Raw genomic sequence first — 14,931 nt, forward strand, 5'->3', positions numbered from 1 at the left:
CTCAGGTCCCTCGCCGACTACCTCGCCAAGATCAACCCGGACAGCCAGCCATCAAGGTCATAGTTGCCCTCGTGATTTGCGGTGCGTCACACTAGCAAGACAAGGGTACAGGGGGGTTGCCGGGGTTTTCGCGGGGGCCGGAAAACGGGCGCTGACCTCGCAGAACGGGTCCGTTGGCGGTGTGGTGCCTCACCGGGAGGTTCACCGGGAATTGCACCGGGAGCGCCACCCGGCCCCGCAGGGCCCTCACCGGCACCTTGACAGCCCTTCACGGGCCCGCCAGACACCCGGAGGTCGCTGCTCACACGGTAGCCGTGCGGAGCCGCGTACGGGCCGTCTGCGGGATTGTGCCTTTGCATGTTGGTTGGCCAAACGGTGCGTCGTAGTTGGCCAGGGTGGCGGAGCGGCCCATGGTGGGACGGATGCTTCAGTAGCCCTGCGGGTGTGACGACAGCCAGTCGGGATGCCGGCCTTTAAGCTCGTCGCGTTCTGCCACGGTCGCGGTGATGATGTCGATCCCGCCGTCGTAGGGGTGCACGAGCCAGTCCAGGCCCGGCGGGGCGAGGATGACCCCGATCGTCACCTCGTCGGCGATCGCGCGCAGCAGTGGGTCCAGTGTCCGCGACATGTTGGCCACCTGGCCGGCGTAGAGGTGCGTGCGGACCTGGAACTCCGGGGCGAGGTGGTCGTCCTCCATGACCGTGCGCCAGTACGTGCCGGGTGCGACGGCTTCCAGCTCGGGGCTGCGATCGACCGGCTCCGTCTGGTCGTCCGTGTTCCACCCGCAGGTGATGACCGTGAGTTCGGCCGGGGCGTCCAGGTCGGTGAGGACCGTGTGCTGCCGCTGGAGAAGAAGGCGGTACTCGGCCTCGCTGTCGGGGTAGCGCTTCGAGCCCGGCAGGTAATGAAAACGCACCCACCGCTCTCTGAACGCCCCCAGCAGGAGGTGCCCAACCGGATGGCACGTCCCCCAGCGAACCTGCCACGCGGCCGAGAGCGCACCCAAGTCCACCAACTGCTCCGCGCCTGCTTCCATGGGTTTCCTGCCTTTCGTTCGCACCGGCGTGACGCGGTCGTCGCACTTCGGGCGGCCGGTGACACACTGCTCGCGCCTACCGTACGTGCGCTGATCAGCAGGGTGAGAGGCGCTGGCCAGCAGCGTCGCACAGTCTGGCCACCCAGCCTGCAAAGTTGGCCCACTGGTGCTCTGACCGCATAGGTTCACCGGCTTGGGGTCAGGCTGCGTCGGCGAGGGGGCGTCCACCCCAGCAGATGGCTTTCGCGCTGCGGATGCGGGCGCGTTCCTTCCGTTCGGCGGCGAGGACATCGCGGTGACGGGCGTTGGCATTGCGCCAGCGCAGGTAGCGGTGCAGCTCACGGGTCTGGACGGTGTGGCTGGGGTGGTTCGAGCTGGCCAGGGGGAACTGCCGCAGGGGTCCGAAGTGTGCTTCGATCAGGTTCGCCCAGGAGGCGTTGGTCGGGGTGAAGCACGGTTCGACCCGGTTCTTCCTGGCCCAGGCTCGGACCTTCGCCCCCTTGTGGGCGGACAGGTGGTCCATGATCACGTAGATGGGTGCGCCGTCGGGTCGGGCCGCACGGATCGATCTCAGCGCGGCCAGGGACTGGGCAGAGCCCTTGTGGCGGCGGTTGACGCCCCACAGGGTGTCGTCGCCGATGGAGTAGCAGCCGTGGAAGTAGGTGACGCCGTGGGTACGGTGGTAGGTCGCCGGGATGCGGTCGGGCTTGGTCTGGGCAGCCCAGCAGGAGCCTGCGGTGGGACGGATTCCCAGCGGGCCGAATTCCTCGAAGGCGAACACCCGATCGGGGAAGTGCTCCAGCACGTGTTCGATCCGGTCCAGTTTGGCTTCGCGTTGGGGGTCGGCGGACTCCTTCTTCCACGTCCTGGTGTTCCACGTCCTGGCGCGTTGGAAGGTGACGCTGCGTCGGGCGAGCAGGCAGCGCAGGGCCTCGCGGCCGATGCGGATGACGCGGCCGTGGACTTTCCGCAGGTAGGCGGCGAGTTTGCGCAGTGACCAGCGGGTGAAGGGCTGGCCCAGCTTGGCAGGGCGGGTGGTGGCCGTCTTGATGACGCAGTCCTCGTCGTCAGGGCTGAGTAGGCAGGGACGGCCTCCCGCCCACTGAGGGTCCAGTGCGGCCAGGCCGATCTCGTTCAAGCGGTGGATGACGTCGCGCACCGTGTCCTCGTCCGCCTGCACGAGTTGGGCAATGACCGCGCGGTTGCCGCCGGCGGAGGCCAACAGCATCATCGCGCGCCGGTAGCGCACCGAACAGGTGCTGCCCCGCCGCACGATCTGCTGCAGCCGCTGCCCCTCCTGATCGGTCAGTCTTCGCACACGCACCGGCTCGGCCATCACGACCCCCCAGGGCAAGTTGTGCCATCCGCGGTCCGGCCCTGGACTCGCGACTGACCTAGCATCTCGTGCCATGAACGAAGCCGAGAACGTCTTGGAGTGGCTGCAGGCCTGGTACTCCGCACAGTGCAACGAGGACTGGGAGCACGAATGGGGTGTCAAGATCGAGACGCTCGACAACCCCGGCTGGTCCGTCCGCATCGACCTGGAGGACACCGACCTGGAGAGACACGGCTTCCCCCGCCAGGACCTCAAACGCAGCAAGAATGACTGGGTCATGGCCCGGACCTCCGACATGACCTTCGACGCCGCATGCGGACCAGGCAACCTCACCGAGGTACTCGTCCTCTTCCGCAGGTGGGCGATGGAGAACACCCCCAACGAACGGTAGGACGGCCCCAACCCGATACCTCCACCTCCGGACACCACCCCGAGCCGGTGAACCTATGCGGTCGGAGCACTAGAAGAGGCCGGCGCGCAGGTGGTGCGTGAGGTTCTCCAGGATCTCGCGCAGCCACGGGCTGCGGACAGCCGGCAACCGGACCAGCGTGTGCTCGAAGGTTCCCGGGTCGACTCGGAACAGCCGGTGGGGACGCGGCGGGAGTGGGTCGTCGCGGAGGACGCCGTCGGGCATGGTCCCTGACGCGGGGAGGCGGAGGTGTGGCTTGGGGAAGGCCATCCACATCCACACCCCGAACGGCAGCGGCACAGGGTATGCCGATGCCTCCGGGCCGCCCGGGCTCCAGAGTTCCCCCGTCTGCGGGTGGGTCGGCACGATCAACATGTCGGCGTCCGTATCGGGGACGGGCAGTCCGGGGCCGGCCAGGACGGCGCGTCGCGCCGGCTGAACAGCGGGAAGCAGGGCATCCAGGGCACGTTGGAACACTTCTGCGGTCAGGCCATGCGGGACAACCACCTGCCGGCCGTCCGATGCGGCCAGCAGGTGGGCCAGCGCCCGGCCGGCCGCCGCCTCCCACTGCGGGTTCCATGACCACCAGTGGTCCAGCCCAAGCAGCGAGCCCCATCTGGTGATCGGCACACTCGGAGGCGTGACTTTCCCCTCCGCCAATAGCTCCGCCCAGGAGAGGAGTGTGGTGTCGGCGCCACCGTCGGGCAGGCGGTGAACGGCGTCCGGCGCGAGCCAGACCGCCTGCCAGAGCGAGCAGTCATCAATGCGGTTAGCCACGGGCAGGCCGCACACCTCGCAAGCCATGTTGGGGCCGTCACCCCAGTCGAGGCCGCAGCAGTAGCCGCCGGCTTGCTCCGGAACGAGCACGGTGCCGTGGGTATCCCCGGGTGCGATGACGATGGTGCCGGGTGCCTCGGACAAGGCGTAGACCGGAGTGGGGATGCCGCGGACTGCCGCCTCGTCTGGAATCACGGCGAACGTGCCCGACTCCATGAGAACCGGGAGCTGAATCCCGTTCCCGTACTTCTGATGGGCATGGGCCGGCAGCTCTACCTGGGACAGCGGGTTGGTCAGCCTGGCGCCACACCCAGCGCACACGAAAACGAACAAATGTCCTCCGCCAAAGAAATGGGGGCATCATTGCAGCCCTGCGGCAGACGGGCCAACGTGTTTTTGATCCGCTGCGAGAGGCCGTGCCCTACCACGATGCGAAGCGCCACTGTTCGGATCCTGGATGTGGCGGGTGCCTCCCGAGGTGGTGAACACCTGCTGCCCGTTCTCGGGTTCTGGTCCAACTTCTGTGACGAGGTGACGGTGAGTATTGCCGGCCTCATGCGAGTCGGCCCCATCGCTGGCCCACGTCCGCAAGATCCCGCAGAGCGTCACTTCCTGACCCAGGGCATCTCCGTAGATCCGGGCTCGGTGAGAAAGCCTTCGATACCCCATCCAAGGCCCCAGTTCGTGCCCTCCCAGTCATCGCCGGGCGACCAGAGAGGGCGAGGCAGCGGAGGCCCCCACACTTCAGGGTTGGCGCGTACCAGCAACTCGGCCTCCGCGGCGTAACTGCCGGTCAGCACGGTTAGCAGGAATTCCGCGAAGCCACCGCCGAAGCGGTCGAGTCGGTCGTCGTAGAACACCGTCACCGGCCACTGCTCAGGGTCCGGACCGGTTGTCAGCCAGCAGCACTGGTTGTGGTTGCTGTTCCAGCCCCAGGGCAGCAGGCCGCCGGGGTCTGGGAACACCGGGGTGGGGTCCTGCTGGTCCCACCACTGCTCCTCGCCTTCGACCTGATCGCGAAGGTCGATGTCGGCCTCGATGCGCCATCCCGCCATTCCGCCCGGCACGTCGGGGAAGCGTGAGTTCCTCTTCGGTGTGAACACACCCCACTCGCCGTTCAGGTTCACCCCGCCATAGAGGTCGATGAACGCCCGGTAATCCGATGGCAGTTGGACGCCCAGATCGACGGGCGCCAGCTCCCATGGAACCCGTGCCGGGGTGTACGCCGGCTCTCCCATGAGCGCTCTTAGCCGGTTCCATGCCTCGGTCATCGCCTACCCTCCTGCCAGCCGGCGGCCCGTCGGAAGCTGCATGGTAGGCGACGACTCCGACGCGGCATCACTCCGGCGACGCCAATCACGCTTCGTGATTGACTCAGTCTGGTCCGCCTACACCCTGGCTGGATGCGCTCGCCGGGCACGTCCGCGCGTTCGGGAAGATGCTCACCCAGCTCCAGGGTGACCGGCTCCCGCAGTGGATCACGGCGGTCCGCGCCGACGACCTGCCCAGCCTCCACGCCTTCGTCAACGGCCTCGGACGAGATCTCGCCGCCGTCACCGCCGGCCTGACACTGCCGTGGAGCTCCGGCGTCGTCGAAGGCCATGTCAACCGGATCGAAATGATCAAGCACCAGCTGTACGGTCATGCCGGCTTCGACCTGCTGCGGAAACGAGTCCTGTTGGCGTCGTGACGTGACGGTCACGCGCTCTGATGGAGTCGCTCCGCAGCCTGCGCCGGGGTGTCGTAGTAGCCGGGCCGTGCCAGCAAGACCGAGCTGAAGTAGTAGCCCTGCTCTTCCTCTGGCTCGTCGTCGGCCGCGAATGGGCGCCAGAAGCTCAGGAGCAGGTCCGGTGCGACGAAAGACGCCGGGTCGTCGGGGTCTGCCTCGATCGAGGTGTATTCGCCCATGCGGTGCACCAGCTCGCGGGCCGGGATCGCGAACACGTCCAGGCCCCGGAAGATGACCCGGTCGGTCCGAGTCGACGGCCTTCCGAGCTCAATGGCTTCGAGCATGTCTCGCGTGCAGTGGATGCTGATCATCAGTCCACTGGGGCGGAAGACGTGCTGCCCCGGCCGGTCGGACTCCGGGACCGCGGAGAGATCGCGGAGCGAGTCCAGCGCCGCGTCGGCCGAGTGCCGATTCGTGCCGATCCGCAACGGGCCAACGCCGTTTGGTGGGGCGAGGTCGAAATCCATGCGGGCATGATCCCAAACAGGTCTGTCAACGAGCCATGAAGGGCCATCCAGCCCTGGGAGGTTACAGAGCGTGACCGCTCCACAGAAGTTGAACCAGAACCCGTGTTCATCTACACAGCCGCCCGGCGGCCGGACGGGCGGGGCCGGGCCGGGCCGGCCTGGACGTCGAGGGGCTGCTCCGCCGGACGGCCGTGTCTCGCGCGCTGGTGAATCAGCCGGTCCCGCCGTCCCCGGACAGGGCGTGGCACTCGCGGTGGTGCTTGCGGCCGCGGGCCTCGTGACGCGAGACGGTGCCCTCGGGCACCGGGTCCTCCAGACGCGGCCGGCGGTGCCGGGCGGGCGGCCCCTCGGGTGGGAGCGGCGTCGGGGCGGGCTTGGGGAGCAGGGCACGCACGGCGGGATCGTCGGGCCGCCGTCGTCGGGGGCCGGGTGCAGCCCGCAGCGGCAGCTCCAGTCGAGCGCAACGGGCGACCCGGGCGGCATGGGCGGGCGGGGCTTGCGGTGACGGCCGGTGCCGCCCTCGGGGTCGTAGCTCACTACCGGACCACCGAGGCCGGCCCCTCGCCGTCGCGCGCGAGGGGCCGGCCTCGTCTGCGGCGGGGCTGGGCGCGGGCCACCATCCCGCGGAGACCGATCCTTCGGTGATCTTCCGGGTATCGCGGCGTGCTACGGCACGAGGACCTTCCAAGTGGCGGTGTTCGCGCCGGATCGGTTCCAGTAGGGGTTGGTCGAGACCCCGTACTTGTTGCCGGTGGGGTTGAAGCCGTTGGTGTCCAGGAAGCCGCCGTTGCCGCCGTACTGGCTCTGAAGGTGCACGGTGTTGCCGTTGCGGATGAGTCCGTCCTGCGGGGAGGAGTCCGCGGCGGTGATGCGCCACTTGCCGCTGTCGCCGTCACGGTCCTTGGTCGCGGTGGTGGAGACGCTGTACCAGGCGGTGGGCACGTTGGAGAAGCCGTTGACGTCCAGGTAGCCGCCGCTGGTTCCATCGCCGAAGTACTGGTTGACCAGGTAGATGCTGTCGCCGCTGAGGACATCGCTGCCGGGGGGGCGGCCGGTGGCGGAGACGACCTGCCAGCGGCTGGTGGAGTAGGTGATGCGGCTGGCGTCGTCCGTGGTGGACACGGCGTACTTGGAGCCGGGTGCGGTGCCGTAGCCGTAGGTGTCCAGGTAGCTCCCGGCGCCGTACTGGTTCTGAAGCTGGATCACGCTGCCGATCTTCAGGTCACCCACAGCGCGGGTGCCGGAGGCGGCTGCCGGGACGGCGAGTACCCCGCCACCAGTGATCAGAGAAGCGGCGGCGAGTACGGCGGAAAGTACGATTCGTCTGCGCATGGACGTCCCTTTCGGGGTCGATGGAACCAGTGATCATGATCGTAGGTCACCCTGCGTAACGCTTCGAATACGAATCACAGTCCATTCGGGTGATAAACCAGGCTCGACCGATCCCCACTGGAGCCAGATCACCCTGCTGCCACGTGGAACGGCTCCGGTCCAGGGTTCAGCGTCGTGCCAGTCGCAGCCGCCGCCGTCGATGACCACGCGGCGGCGCGGTGCCGCCCGCCGCACACCCTGACGCCATGCCTGACAACCGGGGCCTGGCCAGGGCCGGAATGTGACTTGACCTGCACCGTCAAGGTCCCCCGGCGGGGGCCACCAAGGCATGGGTGGGCACCTTGATGGTCCATCAAGGTGCCCACCCGAAGAACGGCCGGGCGCGTTGGCGTCGCGGATCAGGCGAAGTGGCGACTGAGGGCGACGTGCAGGAAGAGACGGCGCAGTGCGACTCCGCGGAGAGGACGAACCTGCCGTCGGTTGCGCCGACGACGAGGCGGCCGTCGATGAAGGCGCCCCGGGCACATCGGCCCTCGTGGGCCCGGCGCAGTTCCCACACCCACCCCAGGAGCCAGACCGGCGGCCAAACGCGGCACGGGGAGGATCGGTGGGTGGTGCGCACCGCCTTCACCTCGGCGGCGGGGTCAGCGTGCGAGATGGGCCTGACGGACGGTGCGGGGCGCGAGTTCCGGGCTGGCGTGGAACAGCGGCTCCCCCGTGGTGGCGTCGACCAGGAACTGGCGGTCGGTGATGGCGGCCCAGCGCGGGATGGCGCCGATGCCGATCTCCACCCAGCCGACGATCCCCCCGTCGTAGACCACGTAGTACGCGAGGCGATTGTCCTTCCAGCCGGCGAGCTCCCAGCCCGGGCCGAGCTGCGGGAGCGCCAGGAGGTCGTCGCAGTCCCCGAAGCCCCGCTCATAGGGAGTCGCCGGACGCGGCCGCCAGACGCTCGCGGGCGGCCGACCGCTGCGGCTGCGGGCCGGCGGGCGTAGCGGCGATCCTCGCGGCACCGGGCACGGGGACGGGACGGTCGACGTCGTTGCGCAGCCGGGGCGAGACGCGGGCGAGCAACTGCGGGCTGGACAGCATGCGCTGGGCCTCCTCCAGCTCGGCCGCGGTCGGCCGACTTTCGAAGCGATCCGTAATCGGCCCGGGCGTCGGGGCCGGCGCCAGGCCGAGTGCGGCGACGGATGTGGTTGTCCCGCCGGTGGGGCCGGGGACGCTCCCGGTTGTCCCGCCCGGAGGCGTCATGTTTTCGAAGCGCCGATTCGAAGGCGCGAGTGGGGTCGCCGTCGTCGAGGGTGCGGGCGTAGAAGTAGGCGGCGAGGGCGTCGGCGAGCTCCAGGACCCGGCGGCGGGGGCCGGTGGGCTCGTCCTCGGCGGCGGTCGCCAGGACTCCCGGCGGGAGCGCGGGCGCGGCGGCAGCCGGCTGCGCGGGCGGCTCGGGGGCTGGCGTCGTGGTTCCGACGGCCCTGCGTCGGCGGTAGCCAGCCTGCCCGGCATGGCCCGACGGGCCATGCCGGGCGTTGGACCCCGCCCGCAAGCACCCCGGCTGACCCCATACCGGCCCCGGCGGCAGTCCCAGATCACCACGCCTGCAGTGCGCGAGACGGCGGTCGGCCGCGTTGCGTCATCGCAGACTTCGCCGGATGACAATTCGTTCACGCCGATCCGGGCGAGTCCGGGGCACAGGTGCGGCTGGCCCCTCGGGAAGGGCCGGACCGGAAGCGCTCCAGAGCCGGGAGGTGCAGGTAGTCAGCCTGAGGCTTCATCGTCGTCGTCGAAGCTGAACAGTTCGATGCTCCATGGCAGGCTCGGGCCGTCCCGGTAGGCAGCGAAGCCTCGCTGCAGGGCGGCTGTGCCGGCGAGGGTGGCGTCGTCCTGCACCAGGGAGGCGAGGCAGTACACGCCGCTGGCATCGGGCAGGTTCGGGTCGTTGACGCCGTCCCCGGCCTTCCAGTCGTCTCTGTCGTGGACGACGACGAGCGCCGGCAGATGCCTTCCGCGACAGTGCGCTGGACCACCGCGCCGCGATCGTGCGGGAACCGTCCGTCGGGGAACGGGAACGGCACCTGCCCGAGCACCGGATGGGAGGCGTTGTGCATGACGGAAGTATCGCGGTGCTCCGCACGGGATCCCGCATCGGTGGTCACGGCCTGCCGCCCGCACAGGCATCGCGGCGACGGCCCGACCTGGACCACTTCAGCGGCCGGGGCCGCGGCGTGGCCAGCCGCCGTCGGACGCTGCTTCGACAGCAGATCGGTTCGTCGGGCACCCGAATGTGGCTGGCCTCGGCCCCAATCGCGCGCTGAGTGCCAGTTCCCAGTCCCCGTGCAGCCCAACTGCGCGCTGCTCCCGTAACGCGGAATGGACACAGTGATCACGCTCCGTCAGCATGATCAGGTGGTCGCGTTGATTACTGCCATCGTTGGAGCGCTCAGCAGCCTGACGGCGCTTTGCAGATCAAGGACGCCGACACCCGCCAATCACGGCCCAAGCCGTTGGACGGTGGCCTGCGGCAGTCCGTCGCGTGGTGCGGCACGCAGGTGGCTCGTCCGGTTCCGATGACCGCCGGCCGGTCCGTGGCTACGCTGCTGGTCATGATGTGGTTCGCGCTGGGCACCTTCATGGCGGGGGGCGTCGGGATGATGATCGGCAGCAAGTGTGAGCGGGGCTGGGCGAACTGGGTGCGGTGGCAGCGGATCACGGTCTCGGTCTCCGCCGTGGTCGCGCTCGCCGGGCTCGCCCTGATGGACGCGACCAAGGTCTGACGCCCGCGCAGGCGGATGGCGGTGGGCCGGGCGGAGAGTGGGTGGGTGGAACTGGTGGAGCAAGAACCCGGCCTCCGGCCGCACCGTCGGCGGCGGCCGGCCGCAGCTGGCACGAAGACCCCCGCACCAAGGCCGGCGCCAGGCGCAAGCCTCAGGACGCCGCCTGACCCTCTACGACCCCGGCCCCGGACCGCACCAGCGGCCGGGGCCGTGGCACGCCGCAGGAAGGGCCGTCGGCACGGCCTGCGCCCAAGCATCGGCAACCGGGGGCGGCGGGCTGCGGCCCGCCCGTCCGGCGCGGCCGGCACCTGCCGGACGCCACCACCAACCCACAGCCCCCCAGCAGGGCCAAACCCCGACCGACCAAACCGACCACCCACAACCAGGAAAGCGACCAGGATCAGGGGCTGTCTGGATTTCCGGTCCCCTGACAGTGGGCGCTGAGCTGCGGAAACGGCGGCAGCGCCGCGAGGGGGCCGTGGTGTCTACGGTGGTGCCTGCGGTGGTACCCACGGCGGTGGCTACGTGGAACGCCCAACCGGCCAGTTGGGGCGGCCCGGGGCGGCCTCTGCAGTGATGCGGGCGAGGCAGGGAGCGCCTGCGCCCGGGGGAGAATGGTCGGCATGCCAGCCCAGTGGGTGCACCAGCTGCGGGACTGCCCGGACGCCGGGGACGTCGAGGTGTCGAGGAGGAAGGCCGGCCCCGGCAGATCCTGGCCCACGAACGGCTGAGCGCGGGCGGCGCGCTGGTGGACGGGTACGTCCTGCAGAGGGTCGACGCGCAGGCTCACACCGCCGTCTACACGTGGGTGCAGGCCGGCGAGGCCGGGCAGGTGGCGGAGTACCTGCTGGACCTGCTCGCAGAGGTCTGCCCCAAGGAACAGGCCCGCTAGGCGGCCCTGCCGTCCTGGGCGGGCCTGGGCCTGTCAGCGGGCACGGTGAGCGGCGCGGCGGGCCTGCCGGGGATGCCAGCACCGTCGACCCGGCCAAGGGCGGCTCCAAGGAAGGGCAAGGGCTTCAGCATCCGCGGCCAACGCTATGTCGTGACCTCGCACAGCGGCACCGCCGAAGGGCATCCGCCCTCTCCGCTGATGGTCCAGGCATGCCCCTTGTGCGCCCCGAACGGCCTTGACCATTGGTCTGGACCATATGAGAATGTCACCGTCATCGGGGGAGGATAGCGACGTGGCCAGGAGTCGTTCGGTCAGGAGGTGGGCGGCGGCAGTCGTGCTGGCGCTGACCGGTGTCACGGTAAGCGGCTGCACCGGTGGGCATGACAGAGCCATTTCGGGTTCCGACGCGGTCGCGATCGAGGTCGACCAACCGGAGGCGCTTGCGGATCAGGCGGTCCGGGTGCGGATCACCGGGCTCGCGCCGGGAGCGGAGGTGACCGTCACCACGCAGGCCTCGGACTACCGGGCGAACAGCTGGCAGGCGCACGCCGCCTTCGTGGCCGACCCGCAGGGCGCCGTCGACCTCGCCACCACTGCCCCGCGCTCCGGCTCCTACCAGGGCGTCGACGGCATGGGCCTGTTCTGGTCGATGGAACCCCCCGCGGACGCCGCCACAACAGCCTTCGTACCCAAGTTCCCCCAGCTCCAGGGTTACTACCAGGTCCGCCTGGCAGTCGAAACCGGCGGACGACAGCAGGCCGTCCGGGTGCTGGAACGCCACTGGCTGGCCGACGGCGTCACCGCCCGCGAGTTGACCCCGGCACAGGACGGCATCGCGGGCGAGCTCTTCCTCCCCCCGTCCGGGACGGCCCGCCGGCCCGCGGTCCTGGCCTTCGGCGGCTCCGAGGGGGGCACAGGCCAGAACCTCACAGCGGCGCTGCTCGCCTCCCACGGATATCCGGCCCTGGCCCTGGGATACTTCGGGCTGCCCGGGCTGCCGCCCACCCTGCAGGACGTCCCGCTGGAGTACTTCGCCGACGCCGCGCGCCTGTTGGCCGCCCAACCGGAGGTCGACCCCGCACAGCTCCTCGCCCTGGGCTACTCGCGCGGCAGCGAAGCCGCTCTCCTGCTGGCCGAGGACTACCCGGCGCTGGTCCACGGTGCCGTGGTCTACGCACCCTCGGCCCAGGTCAACCCCGGATTCCCGAGCGGGCCGACCGCCTGGACCCTTCACGGCAGGCCAGTGCCGACCGGCACGATCCCGCTCGACAAGCTCGACGGTCCGCTGCTGGCGATCGCCGGCGCCGACGACAGGATCTGGCCTTCCGCGAACTGGGCGGGCCAACTGGTGAAGGCACTCGATCTCGCGCAGAACCCCCATCCGCACCAGGCGATCGTCTACCCCGACGCGGGCCACCTCGTCGGCACCTTCCCCTACCTCGCCGCGGACACCACCCTGGGCAGCGCAGCTACCAAGCGCACCACGAACTTCGGCGGCACCCGTGCCGGGAACGCCGCCGCACAGGCGGCGGGGTGGGCCCAGGTGCTCACGCTCCTCTCAGGACTGCGCGGCAGCTGACGTCGTACTCGTCCTGGCCTTCGGTGTCCTCGCCCTGGTCTTCCCCGGCCTCCAGGCCCTCCTGGTCCTGCGCGGCCTCCTCCTCTTCCATCGCTTCGTCGTGGGTGCGGACGACCTCGCCGTCGCAGATCTCGCCACCACCGGTGTACGCCCCCACCCCGACCCACGCGACCGATACGACCCCGCGGGGCACGCTGAGCGAGCCGGCGCCAGCAGCGCGGCGGGAGCGGCGGCAGCGGTCCCGCCGCCGCTGACGCGGGACCCGAAAACGCGCGTTGGCCCCGGAGGGACGGTTCCATCCGGGGCCAACTTGGTTGCACAGAACGGTGTTTCGGGCGGCGAAGCCGATGTGGGTGACGTAGGAGTAGGTGTCGTAGTCGGAGCCGAGGTCGGTGATGACCTCGTCCCAGATCACGTCGAGCATCTCGGCCGCGCCGGGATCGTGGGAAGCGGCGCGGCGGTGGGGCCGGTGGCGTTCGGATGCCGATTGTGCACGACGGGGCGGACCGGGGCTGCGGTGCAGGTGGTGCGGTACGCGCCTCGCTGGAGATGTGCGCACGGCACGGCCGGTGGCTGCTGGACGCGGACGCCGACCAGGCGCTGGAGTACCTGGATCTGCGCGGCCTGCCGGAGATCGTCGAGGCGCAGCGGCGGTGGGTGCGGGTGGCTCAGCTTGCGGTGCGGGCGGGGGTGGGGCCTGGGGAGGTGTTCGCCTTGGCCTATGCGGTGGTGTGCCGGTGGTGGGATCTGGCGTTGGAGTGGCCGGACGAGCGGGTGTGGCCCGCACGGCTGCACGCCCTGGCGGGTGGGGACGCGGGCGGGGATTTCTGGTGGTGGCGGGTGGTGGCGCGGGATGCGGCGGTCTTCCCGGAGGTGCTGGAGGTCGCGTGGGCGCTGCTGGATCCGGGGATGGCCGAGTTGGTGTGGCGGGACAGCGGGGCCGGGCGGCCTCGGGCACGGCCCGCGGACGGGGCGTTCTGCCGGCGGCTGGGTGAGCGGGTGGGGCGCCCGTGACTGGGGCCGCTGGCCGCAGTGGACTTCGGCGGGCCGCTGATCGCCTGGATGGGAGCGGTGATCCGTCGGCGCCGCGGCGTGGCTGTGCCGCCCGGTCACCGGGACGGTCTGCGGTGGGTGCGCCGCGACCCAGGCCCAGCTCATGCAGGCCGTCACCCACACCTACAACACCGCCGGCGTCCGTCTGGTGCTGATCGACGAGATCCACCGCCTCAACCCCCGCACCACCACCGGCGCCGAAGCAGCCGACCTCCTCAAGGACCTCACCGAACAGATCGGTGCGACGTTCGTCTACGCCGGCATCGACGTCACCACCACGGCCCTATTCAGCGGCTGAGCAGACAGCACACACGCCCCGGTACGAGCAGTCGATCCGAGCGGGCGAGAGCCGCCCCAGGAGCCTCGGGGCAGCTCCGCCCGCCGACGAACGCACGCGATGAGACGGCTTAGCCACTTCCGGATCCAGCCCTCTGGCAGCGGCTCCTTGAGGCGAGCCGGCTGATCAGAGTCCTCGGACCGTCCGAACCGGGAGCCGGCCGAGCCACGTGCCCCCTCCCAAATCAGGCGGGCCCTGCCCCGGCGGTTCACGACCTGCCTCAGTACTTGCGGAAGTAGATAAGCTGACCGGATTCCCCACTGGCGGCACCCTCGGAGGGAATGAAAAGGCTGACAAGAAGAGCATCTGCGCCTGCGGGAGTCTTGACCCTGGTGATGCTCGGATTGGCGAAAGCAACACTTCCGGCATGCGTATGGATACTCGTCTGGTCGGCATTCCCCGTCGTGTAGTCATAGATGAACGTCCGCCAGGATTCAAAATGGTTCTTCTCGTACTGCCCCTCGATCAACCCGAAGGGAAAACCCTTGAAGCTCACGGAATCCCGGTCTCCGATATTCCCCTGAACACCCCAGTACAAGAGGGCATTGTCGAAGTTCGACTGGGACGACGCCGACCATGAGGAGAAGTTCGTGAGCTTCGCGCGCATCTGACGGTCTACATTGCAGTTGGCGTAGTAGTGTCCCCCGATGTCGATGACCGAGTGATCGATATCGGGACTCAGGGTGACCGAGTAGATATTGGGCGTCCCTTCCGAGCAGGAAGACAGAGACCGCGGAGCATCAAACTGGCGGGAGGACGAACCCGCGAGGAGGTTCGCCCGGCTGCTGTAGTAACGCACCGCAATGTGGTTGCTCGGGTCCTGCTCCCAAGCAACCACATACCCCCCATTCGCGAGAGGGCTGATCGTCGGCTGGGAACTGCCGACGCCGAAATCCTGAGCGAACGTCCAGTCAAGAAGGTCAGAAGAGACCGCGATGGCCGCGTGAAAACGTCCGTCGGGCCGCATGGTGTGGTAGACGGCCAGGTAGCTGCCGGTCCCATCCTGGATGATCTTTGCGGCATCCATGGACCGCCCCGCGCTGTCCTTGGCCTGGTAGCGGTACCCATCGGCCTGGATGACGTTCTCTACGAGGCCGCGCAGCTCGGCACGCGGAACATCCGATGGAGGTGCGGCCTGCGCGAGCGGAATTGAGGCGAAAACAAGGGGTAGGGAAAGAAGGGCAAAAATTTTCATGGGTGAATATCCGCC

The 14,931-nt window shown here is 69.4% G+C and carries 17 protein-coding genes and 2 pseudogenes; 7 read left to right on the forward strand and 12 right to left on the reverse strand.

The genetic code is table 11. The features are described 5' to 3' along the window. Window positions 1-427: 427 nt before the first annotated feature. Window positions 428-916 carry a hypothetical protein gene (locus tag ACFTWP_RS38530; RefSeq protein WP_380269823.1) on the reverse strand — a complete coding sequence of 163 codons (489 nt, stop codon included), beginning with the start codon at window positions 914-916 and terminating at the stop codon, window positions 428-430. Window positions 917-1,235: 319 nt separating this feature from the next. Beyond that, window positions 1,236-2,372 carry an IS630 family transposase gene (locus ACFTWP_RS38535; protein WP_380269865.1) on the reverse strand — a complete coding sequence of 379 codons (1,137 nt, stop codon included), beginning with the start codon at window positions 2,370-2,372 and terminating at the stop codon, window positions 1,236-1,238. Window positions 2,373-2,445: 73 nt separating this feature from the next. Between ACFTWP_RS38535 and ACFTWP_RS38540 the strand changes: the two genes are divergently transcribed. Beyond that, window positions 2,446-2,763, forward strand: coding sequence for an immunity 53 family protein (locus ACFTWP_RS38540; RefSeq protein WP_380269824.1), 318 nt, complete (start codon window positions 2,446-2,448; stop codon window positions 2,761-2,763). Between the two features lie 69 nt (window positions 2,764-2,832). Here the strand turns inward: ACFTWP_RS38540 and ACFTWP_RS38545 are convergent, their stop codons facing one another. Beyond that, window positions 2,833-3,891 carry a hypothetical protein gene (locus ACFTWP_RS38545; RefSeq protein WP_380269825.1) on the reverse strand — a complete coding sequence of 353 codons (1,059 nt, stop codon included), beginning with the start codon at window positions 3,889-3,891 and terminating at the stop codon, window positions 2,833-2,835. Between the two features lie 272 nt (window positions 3,892-4,163). Next, window positions 4,164-4,829: an SMI1/KNR4 family protein gene (locus tag ACFTWP_RS38550; protein WP_380269826.1), complete on the reverse strand. Its 666-nt coding sequence runs from the start codon at window positions 4,827-4,829 to the stop codon at window positions 4,164-4,166. Window positions 4,830-4,951: 122 nt separating this feature from the next. Between ACFTWP_RS38550 and ACFTWP_RS38555 the strand changes: the two are divergent. Beyond that, window positions 4,952-5,248 (forward strand): annotated as a pseudogene (locus ACFTWP_RS38555) (transposase); the annotation flags it as partial. Window positions 5,249-5,256: 8 nt separating this feature from the next. On the opposite strand, the gene ACFTWP_RS38560 reads toward ACFTWP_RS38555, so the two are convergent. The 6 genes from ACFTWP_RS38560 to ACFTWP_RS38585 all read right to left on the reverse strand — a co-directional run bounded on the left by ACFTWP_RS38560 (window position 5,257) and on the right by ACFTWP_RS38585 (window position 8,997). Continuing rightward, a complete protein-coding gene (locus tag ACFTWP_RS38560; RefSeq protein ID WP_380269828.1) occupies window positions 5,257-5,754 on the reverse strand; it encodes a hypothetical protein in 498 nt (165 codons plus the stop codon). A gap of 211 nt (window positions 5,755-5,965) precedes the next feature. Next, window positions 5,966-6,148: a hypothetical protein gene (locus ACFTWP_RS38565; RefSeq protein WP_380269829.1), complete on the reverse strand. Its 183-nt coding sequence runs from the start codon at window positions 6,146-6,148 to the stop codon at window positions 5,966-5,968. Between the two features lie 272 nt (window positions 6,149-6,420). Then, window positions 6,421-7,086 (reverse strand): hypothetical protein, encoded by a 666-nt coding sequence (locus ACFTWP_RS38570; protein WP_380269830.1) that lies wholly within the window; start codon window positions 7,084-7,086, stop codon window positions 6,421-6,423. A 644-nt stretch (window positions 7,087-7,730) separates the two neighbouring features. Beyond that, a complete protein-coding gene (locus ACFTWP_RS38575; RefSeq protein WP_380269831.1) occupies window positions 7,731-7,907 on the reverse strand; it encodes a hypothetical protein in 177 nt (58 codons plus the stop codon). 97 nt (window positions 7,908-8,004) lie between these two features. Then, on the reverse strand, window positions 8,005-8,178 hold the full coding sequence (locus ACFTWP_RS38580) for a hypothetical protein (protein ID WP_380269832.1): 174 nt from the start codon (window positions 8,176-8,178) through the stop codon (window positions 8,005-8,007). Between the two features lie 666 nt (window positions 8,179-8,844). Beyond that, the gene (locus ACFTWP_RS38585; RefSeq protein WP_380269833.1) at window positions 8,845-8,997 is read right to left on the reverse strand and encodes a hypothetical protein; all 153 of its coding nucleotides are present in this window, start codon (window positions 8,995-8,997) and stop codon (window positions 8,845-8,847) included. A gap of 692 nt (window positions 8,998-9,689) precedes the next feature. Here ACFTWP_RS38585 and ACFTWP_RS38590 point away from each other — a divergent pair. The 3 genes from ACFTWP_RS38590 (at window position 9,690) to ACFTWP_RS38600 (ending at window position 12,331) form a co-directional block, all read left to right on the forward strand. Beyond that, window positions 9,690-9,860, forward strand: a complete 171-nt coding sequence (locus ACFTWP_RS38590; protein ID WP_380269834.1) for a hypothetical protein — start codon at window positions 9,690-9,692, stop codon at window positions 9,858-9,860. Between the two features lie 634 nt (window positions 9,861-10,494). Continuing rightward, a complete protein-coding gene (locus ACFTWP_RS38595) occupies window positions 10,495-10,752 on the forward strand; it encodes a hypothetical protein (protein WP_380269835.1) in 258 nt (85 codons plus the stop codon). 262 nt (window positions 10,753-11,014) lie between these two features. After that, the gene (locus ACFTWP_RS38600) at window positions 11,015-12,331 is read left to right on the forward strand and encodes an acyl-CoA thioesterase/BAAT N-terminal domain-containing protein (RefSeq protein ID WP_380269836.1); all 1,317 of its coding nucleotides are present in this window, start codon (window positions 11,015-11,017) and stop codon (window positions 12,329-12,331) included. Here ACFTWP_RS38600 and ACFTWP_RS38605 read toward each other — a convergent pair. Beyond that, entirely contained in the window at window positions 12,300-12,755 is a 456-nt protein-coding gene (locus tag ACFTWP_RS38605; protein ID WP_380269837.1) for a hypothetical protein, read from the reverse strand. The genes ACFTWP_RS38600 and ACFTWP_RS38605 overlap by 32 nt on opposite strands. A 56-nt stretch (window positions 12,756-12,811) precedes the next feature. Between ACFTWP_RS38605 and ACFTWP_RS38610 the strand changes: the two genes are divergently transcribed. Beyond that, the gene (locus ACFTWP_RS38610) at window positions 12,812-13,345 is read left to right on the forward strand and encodes a hypothetical protein (RefSeq protein WP_380269838.1); all 534 of its coding nucleotides are present in this window, start codon (window positions 12,812-12,814) and stop codon (window positions 13,343-13,345) included. A 127-nt stretch (window positions 13,346-13,472) separates the two neighbouring features. After that, window positions 13,473-13,679, forward strand: a pseudogene (locus ACFTWP_RS38615) (TniB family NTP-binding protein); the annotation flags it as partial. 262 nt (window positions 13,680-13,941) lie between these two features. Here the strand turns inward: ACFTWP_RS38615 and ACFTWP_RS38620 are convergent. Beyond that, window positions 13,942-14,916 (reverse strand): hypothetical protein, encoded by a 975-nt coding sequence (locus ACFTWP_RS38620; protein WP_380269839.1) that lies wholly within the window; start codon window positions 14,914-14,916, stop codon window positions 13,942-13,944. Window positions 14,917-14,931: the final 15 nt, after the last annotated feature.

The organism is Kitasatospora sp. NPDC057015, assembly GCF_042673745.1.
In the GTDB taxonomy this organism is placed as follows: Bacteria; Actinomycetota; Actinomycetes; order Streptomycetales; family Streptomycetaceae; genus Kitasatospora.

Excerpts from the sequence above, each read along its gene's own strand:
- ACFTWP_RS38620 (WP_380269839.1), bottom strand. The coding sequence starts at position 14,916 with ATGAAAATTTTTGCCCTTCTTTCCCTACCCCTTGTTTTCGCCTCAATT.
- ACFTWP_RS38560 (WP_380269828.1), bottom strand. The coding sequence starts at position 5,754 with ATGGATTTCGACCTCGCCCCACCAAACGGCGTTGGCCCGTTGCGGATC.
- ACFTWP_RS38590 (WP_380269834.1), top strand. The coding sequence starts at position 9,690 with ATGATGTGGTTCGCGCTGGGCACCTTCATGGCGGGGGGCGTCGGGATG.
- ACFTWP_RS38570 (WP_380269830.1), bottom strand. The coding sequence starts at position 7,086 with ATGCGCAGACGAATCGTACTTTCCGCCGTACTCGCCGCCGCTTCTCTG.
- ACFTWP_RS38610 (WP_380269838.1), top strand. The coding sequence starts at position 12,812 with ATGCCGATTGTGCACGACGGGGCGGACCGGGGCTGCGGTGCAGGTGGT.
- ACFTWP_RS38605 (WP_380269837.1), bottom strand. The coding sequence starts at position 12,755 with ATGCTCGACGTGATCTGGGACGAGGTCATCACCGACCTCGGCTCCGAC.
- ACFTWP_RS38600 (WP_380269836.1), top strand. The coding sequence starts at position 11,015 with ATGTCACCGTCATCGGGGGAGGATAGCGACGTGGCCAGGAGTCGTTCG.
- ACFTWP_RS38535 (WP_380269865.1), bottom strand. The coding sequence starts at position 2,372 with ATGGCCGAGCCGGTGCGTGTGCGAAGACTGACCGATCAGGAGGGGCAG.
- ACFTWP_RS38550 (WP_380269826.1), bottom strand. The coding sequence starts at position 4,829 with ATGACCGAGGCATGGAACCGGCTAAGAGCGCTCATGGGAGAGCCGGCG.
- ACFTWP_RS38540 (WP_380269824.1), top strand. The coding sequence starts at position 2,446 with ATGAACGAAGCCGAGAACGTCTTGGAGTGGCTGCAGGCCTGGTACTCC.
- ACFTWP_RS38580 (WP_380269832.1), bottom strand. The coding sequence starts at position 8,178 with ATGCTGTCCAGCCCGCAGTTGCTCGCCCGCGTCTCGCCCCGGCTGCGC.